This is a genomic window from Mycobacterium sp., assembly GCF_036273375.1.
Classification (GTDB): domain Bacteria; phylum Actinomycetota; class Actinomycetes; order Mycobacteriales; family Mycobacteriaceae; genus Mycobacterium.
Window position 1 is genome coordinate 17,191 of record NZ_DASUHS010000279.1, and the last position, 10,334, is coordinate 27,524.

Annotated in this window: 10 protein-coding genes; 7 read left to right on the forward strand and 3 right to left on the reverse strand. The window is 65.3% G+C overall.

Annotation, left to right across the window (positions count from 1 at the left end; all coding sequences use genetic code 11):
* Positions 1-4: 4 nt before the first annotated feature.
* The 3 genes from fadD17 to VFW69_RS24760 are packed head-to-tail and all read right to left on the reverse strand — an operon-like array spanning position 5 to position 3,827.
* Positions 5-1,516, reverse strand: a complete 1,512-nt coding sequence (fadD17, locus tag VFW69_RS24750) for a long-chain-fatty-acid--CoA ligase FadD17 (RefSeq protein WP_526505625.1) — start codon at positions 1,514-1,516, stop codon at positions 5-7.
* 5 nt (positions 1,517-1,521) lie between these two features.
* Complete coding sequence (locus VFW69_RS24755) at positions 1,522-2,619, reverse strand: acyl-CoA dehydrogenase family protein (RefSeq protein ID WP_526505627.1); 1,098 nt, start codon at positions 2,617-2,619, stop codon at positions 1,522-1,524.
* A 29-nt stretch (positions 2,620-2,648) separates the two neighbouring features.
* Positions 2,649-3,827, reverse strand: coding sequence for an acyl-CoA dehydrogenase (locus VFW69_RS24760; RefSeq protein WP_526505629.1), 1,179 nt, complete (start codon positions 3,825-3,827; stop codon positions 2,649-2,651).
* A 211-nt stretch (positions 3,828-4,038) separates the two neighbouring features.
* Between VFW69_RS24760 and VFW69_RS24765 the strand changes: the two genes are divergently transcribed.
* From VFW69_RS24765 to VFW69_RS24795, 7 genes are all read left to right on the forward strand, one after another.
* Complete coding sequence (locus VFW69_RS24765; protein ID WP_526505631.1) at positions 4,039-4,230, forward strand: ferredoxin; 192 nt, start codon at positions 4,039-4,041, stop codon at positions 4,228-4,230.
* Positions 4,231-4,275: 45 nt separating this feature from the next.
* The gene (locus VFW69_RS24770; RefSeq protein WP_526505633.1) at positions 4,276-5,190 is read left to right on the forward strand and encodes a 3-oxoacyl-ACP reductase; all 915 of its coding nucleotides are present in this window, start codon (positions 4,276-4,278) and stop codon (positions 5,188-5,190) included.
* Between the two features lie 234 nt (positions 5,191-5,424).
* A complete protein-coding gene (locus tag VFW69_RS24775) occupies positions 5,425-6,189 on the forward strand; it encodes an MlaE family ABC transporter permease (RefSeq protein WP_526505635.1) in 765 nt (254 codons plus the stop codon).
* A gap of 18 nt (positions 6,190-6,207) precedes the next feature.
* Positions 6,208-7,050, forward strand: coding sequence for an MlaE family ABC transporter permease (locus VFW69_RS24780; protein ID WP_526505637.1), 843 nt, complete (start codon positions 6,208-6,210; stop codon positions 7,048-7,050).
* A 20-nt stretch (positions 7,051-7,070) separates the two neighbouring features.
* Positions 7,071-8,273, forward strand: coding sequence for an MCE family protein (locus VFW69_RS24785; RefSeq protein ID WP_526505639.1), 1,203 nt, complete (start codon positions 7,071-7,073; stop codon positions 8,271-8,273).
* The gene (locus VFW69_RS24790; protein ID WP_526505641.1) at positions 8,273-9,328 is read left to right on the forward strand and encodes an MCE family protein; all 1,056 of its coding nucleotides are present in this window, start codon (positions 8,273-8,275) and stop codon (positions 9,326-9,328) included. Before VFW69_RS24785 ends, VFW69_RS24790 begins: the two co-directional genes overlap by 1 nt.
* Positions 9,318-10,334: virulence factor Mce family protein (locus VFW69_RS24795; RefSeq protein ID WP_526505643.1), on the forward strand; the 1,017-nt coding region annotated here is incomplete at its 3' end. The genes VFW69_RS24790 and VFW69_RS24795, both read left to right, overlap by 11 nt.

Below are 10,334 nucleotides of genomic sequence, written 5' to 3' on the forward strand. Positions count from 1 at the left end.
CGCGTCAACGGCGGATCCTCCACACGGGGTCGCTGCAGTCGACACCCTGAGCGGCCAGCTGCCGCTTCAGCACCTTGAAGGTCACCGTCCGGGGGAGTTCGGCGCTGATCCGCACGTACGACGGCCATTGTTTGGGTCCCAGGTCGGGCTGCTCGGCCAGGAACGCACGGAACTTCTCATCCTCGAACTCGGTGCCCGGCGCCAGCACCAAGGCGGCCATCACCTGGTCGCCGACTATCGGGTCCGGCACCGGGTATACCGCGACCTCGGCGACGTCGGGGTGGCGCAGCAACACCCGTTCGATCGGGGCCGCGCCAAGGTTTTCGCCGTCGACGCGCATCCAATCACCCAGCCGCCCAGCGAAGTACGCGTAGCCGGCGTCATCGCGGTAGGCCAGATCACCGCTGTGGTACACCCCGCCGGCCATCCGCTCGGCCTCGGCCGCCACGTCGTTGTAGTAGCCCTCGAAACGCCCCGGCCCCGCGGTGTTGACAAGTTCGCCGACCACACCCGGCGGGCATGGCGAGCCGGTATCGGGATCGATGATGTCGATGCCCTCCGGAAGCGGGCCCAGTGATCCCGCCGGCGTATCGGGCGTGCGCGCGATGGCGATGCCACCCTCGGTGGAGCCGAACCCGTCCTGCACGACACACCCGAATCTGCGCCCGAAACGCCCGACGTCATCGGGAACGCCCTCATTGCCGTAGACCGCGCGCAACGGGTTGTCCGCATCGTCGGGTTGCTCGGGCGTGGCGAGCACATACGACAGCGGCTTGCCCACGTAATTCGCGTAGGTGACACCATAGCGCCGCACATCGACGATGAAGTTCGAGGCGGAAAACTTGCGCCGCAGCGCCATTGAGCCCTCACAGGCCGCCGCCACCGCCCAGCCGACCAGCACCGCGTTGGAATGAAACAGCGGCATCGACACGTAGCAGACGTCGTCGCTGCCGAGGCCGAAGCGCTGTGACATCGTCACGCCCGCGATCGCGACCTTGCCGTGGCTGCACTTGACCGCCTTCGGCTCGCCACTGGTGCCTGACGTGAAGATCAACATGAAAAGATCCGCCGGCGAGGCTGCCTGAAAAGAGATCTGCGCATCGCAATGCGCGGCGATCTCGTCGGCCCACTCGGGCGAGTCGGCGTTCAGGTGCTCGATGTCGCCCAGTGTCTCAGACGATTTCGAGTCGGCCAGCACCAATTGGCAATCGGCGCGGGCGATGTCGCGCCGCAGTGCCTCGCCGCGGCGCACCGGGTTGAGCCCGACCGGCACGATCCCCGACATTCCCGCCGCCACCAGCATCGCCGAGAAGAACGGAGTGTTCTCCAACAGCACGCCGACATGCGGTGGCCGGCCGGGGTCGAGCCGCGCACGCAACGTCGCGGCGATCGCGGCACCGTGCTGTAGGTGATCGCGCCAGCTGGTGAACGAGTCCTCGAAGTAGATACCCCGATCGTCGATCCCGGTCAGCGGCGCCAGCAGCTTGGTGACCGTCAGGTCTTCGGTGAGTTCCATTGCGCCTAAGCGGGCGTCTCGGCCAGTTCCCGGCCGATCCGGCGCAGCTGTCCGGTGGCACCGCCGAGGGCGAACTCGGTTTCCTTGGCGGCCAAGAAGTAGCGATGCGCCGGGTGATCGGTGTCGACACCGACGCCGCCGTGCACGTGCACGATGGTGTGCGCCACCCGGTGACCGGCCTCCGCCGCCCAGAATGCCGCACTGGCGACGTCGATCTCGGCCGGAATGTCTTCCGAGACCCGCCAGGCCGCCTGGGTGAGCGTGAGCCGCAGCGCCTTGACGTCGATGTAGCCGTCGGCCAGTCGCTGCGACACCGCCTGGAAGCTGCCGATAGGGCGGTCGAACTGCTCACGCTCCCGCGCGTATTCGGCCGTCATCTGCAGGCCCCGCTCGAGCACGCCGAGCTGGAAAGCGCTGCGGCCCAAGGTGCCCAACGTGCCGAGCCAGGTCACGACCTCGGCGCCGCCGACTCTGCGGCTCTCGTCCACCTGGGTCCCATCCAGCGTGAGATGCGCGACGCTGCCCAAACCGGTGGTTTCCAGTGCGGTCACCGTGACGCCGGGATCGTCGGCGGCTACCAGGAAAACCGCGGTGCCGGACTCCGTTTCGGCGGGAACCAGGAACGCGTCGGCCACCGGGCCGAAGCCGACCTGCGTGCGGGTTCCGGTCAGCCGGTAGCCGGCGCCGGCGCCGGCCGCCTGCACTGGGCCGTCGCCCATCTCGCCGTCGAGGGCGACGCTGAGCGTCTTCTCGCCGTTGACCGCGGGCACGCCCCAGCTTTGTTGCAGCTCTTCGGAGCCGAACCTGGCCAGCGCTCCGGCGCCCAGCACCACCGACTCCAGATAGGGCACCGCGGCCAGCCGGCGTCCCAGCGCGACCAGGATCGCGATCTGCTCGAGCGCCCCGAAGCCGTCGCCGCCCAGCGATGAGGCCGACGCGCTGGACAGGATGCCGGCGTCGATCAGCTTCCGCCACAGGTCACGGTCGAACCGCTGATCGAGCCCGTCGAGCTCACGCTGGTGTTCGGGGGTGCATACCGAGTCCACGATGGTGTCGACCAGGTTGCCGAGGTCGTTGGCCGCTTCGGTTGTGGTGAAATCCATGAACGTCCGTCCTTCTATTACGTAGCGGCTCAGCGGTTGCGGGGCAGACCGAGGGCGACCATGCCGATGATGTCGCGCTGCACCTCGTTGGTGCCGCCGCCGAAGGTCAGGATCAGGCAGGCCCGGTGCATCCGCTCGACCCGGCCTGACAGCTTCGAGCCCGGTGAATTCTGGCGCACCGTCGCACCGGTACCGAGTACCTCCATCAGCAGCCGGTAGGCCTCGGTGGCGAGCTCGGTGCCGAACACTTTGGCCGCCGACGCGTCGGCCGGCGACAGGGCTTCACTTGCCGCCGATGCCAGTTCCCAGTTGATCAGCTTGAGCACTTCGGCTTTGGCGTGCACGCGGGCCAGGTTGATCTGCACCCACTCGGAGTCGATCAGCCGGGCACCGCCGGCGTCCTTCGTGTTCTGCGCCCATTCGCGAACCTCGCGCAGCGCCAAAAAAATCGGTTGCGGCGAGACGAGCGCGACCCGCTCGTGGTTGAGCTGGTTGGTCACCAGTTTCCAGCCGCCGTTCTCCTCGCCGATCAGGTTGGTCACCGGGACGCGCACGTCGGAGTAATAGGTAGCGCTGGTGTCCACGCCGGCCATGGTGTGCACCGGCGTCCAGGAGAAGCCCTCGGCGGTCGTCGGCACGGTCAGCATCGAAATGCCGCGGTGCTTCTTGGCCTCGGGGTTGGTGCGCACCGCGAGCCACACCCAGTCCGCATAGGCGATCAGGCTGGTCCACATCTTCTGGCCATTGATGACGTAGTCGTCACCGTCGCGCACCGCGGTGGTGCGCAGGTTGGCCAGGTCCGTGCCGGCCCCGGGCTCGGAGTAGCCGATGGAGAAGTGCAGTTCGCCGGCCGCGATCTTGGGCAGGAAGAACTTTTTCTGTTCCTCGGTGCCGAACCCCATGATGGTCGGCGCGACGCTGTTGATGGTCAGGAACGGCACCGGCACGCCGGCGATGGCGGCTTCGTCGGTGAAGATCAGCGAGTCCATCGGGGAACGGTCCTGGCCGCCGTACTCCTTGGGCCAGTTCAGCGTGAGCCACCCGTCCTTGCCCATCTGCGCGACGGTGTCGCGGTACGCGGTGCCGGTCCCGACCTCGCCCTGCGTCGAGGTCAGCGCCTCCCGGCGCTCGGGGGTCATCAGCGTGGTGAAGTAGGACCGCAGCTCGCGACGCAGCTCCTCTTGATCCGGGGTGTAACTGATACGCATTTCGGCCGTCCTTGGAGTTAACGACGTTCGGAGTACAAGCCTCGTCACAGGCTGCAGCTCGACCAACGGCTACCCGTTCGCCTCCCCGGTTGTAACACGTTCTAGTCTGGGAATCCAGCGACCGTTTCCCCAGAGGTGTCAGGGTCCTATGGTGGACCTACATACTGATGAGGCGAGTCCTGCGGTGAAGGCCAGGTTCAAGGAGGGTGCTGTGCGGGTGATCGTGGACCGTGACCGGTGCGAAGGTAACGCGGTGTGCTTGGGAATTGCCCCGGATATCTTCGACCTGGACGACGAGGATTACGCCGTGGTGAAGCTCGACCCGGTTCCCGCCGATCAGGAGCAACTGGCGGAGCAGGCGATTGCCGAATGCCCGCGCGCGGCACTTCAGCGCGGCGACTAATCCGAGCCCCGAGCGCCTAACTGAGAAACTAGAGGTATTCATAAATTGACTAGCAGCACGAACGCGACCGATCTCTCCGGAAAGGTCGCGGTGGTGACCGGTGCGGCCGCGGGCCTGGGACGCGCCGAGGCGCTCGGCCTGGCCCGCCAGGGCGCAACCGTCGTCGTCAACGACATCGCCGCGGCATTGGATGCCTCCGGCGTCATCGACGAAATCAACTCCGCCGGATCGAAGGCCGTCGCCGTGGCCGGCGACATCAGCGAACGCGCCACCGCCGACGAACTGGTTGCTCAGGCCGACTCACTGGGTGGCCTCGACATCGTGATCAACAACGCCGGGATCACGCGCGACCGAATGCTGTTCAACATGTCCGACGAGGAGTGGGATCTCGTCATCGCCGTGCACCTGCGCGGTCACTTCCTGCTGACCCGCAACGCAGCGACCTACTGGCGTTCCAAGGCCAAGGGCGCCGGCGGCCAGGTTTTCGGGCGCATCGTCAACACCGCTTCGGAGGCCGGCCTGGTCGGGCCGGTCGGGCAGGCGAACTATGGTGCCGCCAAGGCGGGCATCATTTCGCTGACCCTGACGGCCGCACGGGCGTTGGGCCGCTACGGGGTGTGCGCCAACGCCATCTGCCCCCGGGCGCGCACCGCGATGACGGCCGACGTCTTCGGCGACGCACCCGAGGTAAAAGCGGGCGACATCGACCCGTTGTCACCCGAGCACGTGGTCAATCTGGTCAAGTTCCTGTCCTCCCCGGCGGCCGCCGAGGTGAACGGTCAGGTGTTCATCGTCTACGGTCCACAGGTGACGTTGGTCGCTGCGCCGACCGTGGAGCGCAAATTCAGCGCCGACGGCGCCGCTTGGGACCCTGCGCAGCTGAGTTCGACACTGCAGGATTACTTTGCTGGCCGTGATCCTGAGCACAATTTTTCCGCCGGCGCGCTGATGGAGCAATAGCCACCGAACCTGGTTGATTTGGCGGAATCACCAGGTAGAACGTGTGTCAGTTTGACACGTGCCAAGTGCTTCTGACCTGGCAAATTACAGTTCGGATAAAGAAATCATGTTCATTGACACGGTGAACTTGTTCTGAGTTAATATGATCCGGCTCACACCGAGCCACGTGCGACCGTAGACGACGCAAAGGCCACACATAGACTTCGCCGAGACCAAACCGAGGGGGGAACCGCGTTGAGGGAACAACTTGCGGTTCCCGCCCGCGCCGTCGGCGGATTCTTTGAAATGATGATCGACACCGGCCGGGCGGCTTTCCGCCGGCCGTTTCAATTCGGCGAGTTCCTCGATCAGACGTGGATGATCGCGCGCGTGTCGCTGGTTCCCACGCTGCTGGTATCCATCCCGTTCACCGTCCTGGTGGCTTTCACCCTCAACATCCTGCTGCGCGAGATCGGCGCCGCGGACCTGTCGGGCGCCGGGACGGCCTTCGGCACCATCACCCAGCTGGGTCCGGTGGTGACCGTGCTCGTGGTGGCCGGCGCCGGTGCCACCGCGATCTGTGCTGACCTCGGCGCCCGTACCATCCGCGAGGAGATCGACGCGATGCGGGTGCTGGGCATCGACCCGATCCAGCGGCTCGTCGTGCCCCGCGTGCTGGCCTCCACGGTGGTGGCCCTGCTGCTGAACGGATTGGTATGCGCCATCGGTCTTTCCGGCGGGTACGTATTCTCCGTCTTTCTGCAGGGCGTCAATCCCGGCGCGTTCATCAACGGATTGACCGTGCTGACCGGGCTGCGTGAGCTGGTGCTGGCCGAGGTCAAGGCGCTGCTGTTCGGCGTGATGGCCGGCCTGGTGGGCTGCTACCGCGGCCTGACCGTCAAGGGTGGGCCCAAGGGCGTCGGTAACGCGGTCAACGAAACCGTGGTCTACGCCTTCATCTGTCTGTTCGTGATCAATGTGGTGATGACCGCCCTCGGCGTGCGAATCACGGCGAAGTGATGGGACGGACGAGCACGCATGAGCTATGACTTCACATACCGGCTGCGCAATATCGCGGCCCGGCTGCAAGAGCCGGTTGATGACTTCGGTGAGCAGGCGTTGTTCTACGGGCAGACCATGCGGTATGTCCCCAACGCGCTCACCCGCTACCGCAAGGAGACGATCCGGCTCATCGCCGAGATGACGATGGGGGCGGGAGCTCTCGTCATGATCGGCGGCACGGTCGGTGTGGCGGCCTTCCTGACCCTGGCCTCCGGCGGTGTCATTGCCGTGCAGGGGTATTCGTCGCTGGGCAACATCGGCATCGAGGCGCTGACGGGATTCCTGTCGGCGTTCCTGAACGTTCGGGTCGTCGCGCCGGTGATCGCGGGCATCGCGCTGGCGGCCACCATCGGTGCCGGTGCCACCGCCCAGTTGGGAGCCATGCGAGTCTCCGAGGAGATCGACGCCGTCGAATCCATGGCGGTGCACTCGGTGTCCTACCTGGTATCAACCCGCCTGATCGCCGGCCTCATCGCGATCATCCCGCTGTACTCGCTGTCCGTACTGGCCGCGTTCTTCGCGGCCCGCTTCACCACGGTGTACATCAACGGGCAGTCAAAAGGCCTCTACGACCACTACTTCAATACGTTCCTGATTCCGTCCGATCTGTTGTGGTCCTTCCTGCAGGCGATCGTGATGTCCATCGCGGTCATGCTCGTCCATACCTATTACGGCTACAACGCCCACGGCGGTCCGGTCGGAGTTGGGATTGCGGTTGGCCAGGCCGTGCGGACTTCGCTGATCGTGGTGGTCGTTATTACTTTGTTCATCTCGCTCGCTGTGTATGGGGCGTCCGGTAACTTCAACCTCTCCGGATAAGAGGACCGCTTAAAAGGGACATGGCGAACACAGACGCGCGACGCACACCCGTCCGGCTGGCAGCAGCAGTGCTGGCCGGCCTGCTGTTGGCTTTCGCTGTGCTGACCTATCTTTCTTACACCGCGGCCTTCGCGTCGATCGACAACGTCACGGTGTCGGCGCCCCGGGCCGGGCTGGTGATGGAGAAGGGCGCCAAGGTCAAATACCGAGGTATCCAGATCGGCAAGGTCGAAACCATCGACTTTTCCGGTGATCAGGCGCGGCTGACGCTGGGTATCAACAGCGACGACATGCATTTCATCCCCTCCAACTCGACGGTGCACATCGCCGGTAACACCATCTTCGGCGCCAAGTCGGTGGAATTCATTCCGCCGCAGGCGTCTTCGCCGACGTCTCTGCGTCCGGACGCGCACGTGGCGGCCTCTTCGGTGCAGCTGGAAGTCAACACCTTGTTCCAGTCGTTGATGGACCTGCTGCACAAGATCGACCCCGTCGAACTCAACGGCACGTTGAGCGCATTCGCGGAAGGCCTGCGCGGCCACGGCGACGACCTGGGCGGCATCCTGTCCGGCTTGAATACACTGACGCGCCAGGCAAACCCGAAGCTGCCCGCGCTGCAGGAGGACTTCCGCAAGACCGCGGTGGTGGCCAACGTGTACGCCGACGCCGCACCGGACCTGACCACCGTGGTCGACAACCTGCCAACGATCAACAAGACCGTCGTGGATCAGCAGAAGAACCTCGACAGCACGTTGTTGGCCACCATCGGCCTGTCGAACAACGCCTATGACACCCTCGCGCCGGCCGAACAGGACTTCATCGACACCATCAACCGGCTACGGGCCCCGCTCAAGGTGGCCGCCGACTACTCGCCGGAATTCGGCTGCCTGTTCGCCGGAATCGAGCGCGGTATCAAGGAATTCGCTCCACTGCTGGGTGTCCGCAAGGCCGGCCTGTTCACCTCGTCGAGCTTCGTGCTGGGAGCGCCGTCATACACCTATCCGGAATCGCTGCCGATCGTGAACGCCTCCGGCGGCCCGAACTGCCGCGGATTGCCCGACATCCCGACCAAGCAGACCGGCGGATCGTTCTACCGGGCGCCGTTCCTGGTGACCGACAACGCCAATATCCCGTACGAGCCGTTCACCGAGCTGCAATTCGACGCACCCTCCACGCTGCAGTTCTTGTTCCACGGCGCATTCGCGGAACGGGATGACTTCTGATGGCGGCCAGCTCGGGAATGCCGTCGCACCGCGAGATGATCATCAAGGTCAGCATCTTCGCGGTCGCCATGCTCTTGGTGTCCGCGGGGTTGGTGGTGGTGTTCGGTGACTTCCGGTTCGGTCCCGAAAGCACCTATCACGCAACGTTTACCAACGTATCGCGGCTGAAGTCCGGCCAGAAGGTGCGCATCGCCGGGGTGCCGGTCGGCGCGGTGTCGGGCATCAAGCTCAACGCCGACAACACCATCGACGTCAAGTTCGGAGTCGACAAGCGCTACACGCTCTACTCGTCCACGCGCGCGGTGATCCGGTACGAGAATCTGGTCGGCGACCGATTCCTGGAGATCACGTCGGGCCCCGGCGAGCTGCGAAAGTTGGCGGCCGGCGCGACGATCAACAGCCAACACACCCAGCCCGCACTCGATCTCGACGCGCTGCTGGGCGGACTGCGACCGGTGCTCAAAGGCCTCGACGCCGACAAGGTCAACACCATCAGCGGCGCGGTCATCCAGTTGCTGCAGGGCCAGGGCGGAGCGTTGTCCAACGTGCTGGCCGACACCAGCGCATTCTCCTCGGCGCTGGGCCAGCGTGACCAGCTCATCGGCGACGTGATCAACAACCTCAACACCGTGCTGACCACCGTGGACCAACGCAGCGCGCAGTTCTCGACCAGCGTCGACCAGCTCCAACAACTGATCACCGGGCTGGCCCAGCACAAGGACGACATCGCCGGTGCCATCCCGCCGCTGGCGTCGACCACGACGGATTTGACGGAGCTGCTGAAGAATTCACGCCGGCCGCTGCAGGGCATCTTGGAGAACACCCGCCCGCTGGCCACCGAGCTGGACAACCGCAAGGCCGAGGTGAACAACGACGTCGAGCAGCTGGGCGAGGACTATCTGCGGCTGTCCGCGCTCGGCGCCTACGGGTCGTTCTTCAACATCTACTTCTGCTCCGTGACGATCAAGATCAACGGCCCGGCCGGTAGCGACATCCTGCTGCCGCTCGGTGGCCAGGTGGATCCCAGCAAGGGGAGGTGCGCTTTTGCCAAGTAACGCAAGGCGTGAGCGCGATCCACTGCGCACCGGCATCTTCGGCGTGGTGCTGGTGGTCTGCGTCGTGCTCATTGCGTTCGGCTACGCCGGATTACCGTTCTGGCCGCAGGGCAAGATCTATGACGCCTACTTCACCGACGCCGGCGGCATCAATCCAGGCAATGCCGTTTACGTTTCGGGCTTCAAGGTCGGCAAGGTGACCTCGGTGGGTTTGGCCGGCGACAGCGCCAAGATCAGCTTCAGCGTCGACCGCCACGTCACCGTCGGTGATCAATCGCTGGCCGCGATCCGCACCGACACCATCCTCGGTGAGCGCTCCATCTCGGTGACCCCGGCCGGCGGCGGCAAGGCGACGGCCATCCCGCTCAGCCGCACGACGACGCCGTACACGCTCGCCGGCGCGCTCGAGGATTTGGGTCAGAACGCCAACAACCTGGACAAGCCGCAGTTCGAGAAGGCGCTGAACGTGCTGACCGACACGCTGCACGACGCCAACCCGCAGCTGCGTGGTGCGCTGGACGGCGTGACCTCGCTGTCGCGCACCCTGGACCGCCGCGACGAGGCGCTGCAAAGCCTACTGGCGCATGCCAAGTCGGTCACCGGCGTGTTGTCCCAGCGCGCAGAGCAGGTCAACAAACTGGTCGATGACGGTAACGAGTTGTTCGCCGCCCTCGACGAACGCCGCGGCGCCCTGGCCCAGCTGATCTCGGGGATCCAGGGTCTCTCGACGCAGATCTCCGGCTTCGTCGCCGACAACCGCAAGGAATTCGGTCCGGCGCTGAACAAGCTCAACGACGTGCTGTCCAACCTCAACGAGCGCCGCGACTACATCACCGAGGCCCTCAAGCGCCTGCCCACCTACGCCACCGAGCTGGGTGAAGTGGTTGGTTCGGGCCCCGGATTCAACGTCAACGTCTACGGCGTGATCCCGGCGCCGCTGCTTGCCACCATGTTCGACTTCTTCTATCAGCCCGGCAAGATGCCTGCCAGCCTCGCCGACTACCTG

Excerpts from the sequence above, each read along its gene's own strand:
- VFW69_RS24790 (WP_526505641.1), top strand. The coding sequence starts at position 8,273 with ATGGCGGCCAGCTCGGGAATGCCGTCGCACCGCGAGATGATCATCAAG.
- VFW69_RS24760 (WP_526505629.1), bottom strand. The coding sequence starts at position 3,827 with ATGCGTATCAGTTACACCCCGGATCAAGAGGAGCTGCGTCGCGAGCTG.
- VFW69_RS24785 (WP_526505639.1), top strand. The coding sequence starts at position 7,071 with ATGGCGAACACAGACGCGCGACGCACACCCGTCCGGCTGGCAGCAGCA.
- VFW69_RS24780 (WP_526505637.1), top strand. The coding sequence starts at position 6,208 with ATGAGCTATGACTTCACATACCGGCTGCGCAATATCGCGGCCCGGCTG.
- fadD17 (WP_526505625.1), bottom strand. The coding sequence starts at position 1,516 with ATGGAACTCACCGAAGACCTGACGGTCACCAAGCTGCTGGCGCCGCTG.
- VFW69_RS24755 (WP_526505627.1), bottom strand. The coding sequence starts at position 2,619 with ATGGATTTCACCACAACCGAAGCGGCCAACGACCTCGGCAACCTGGTC.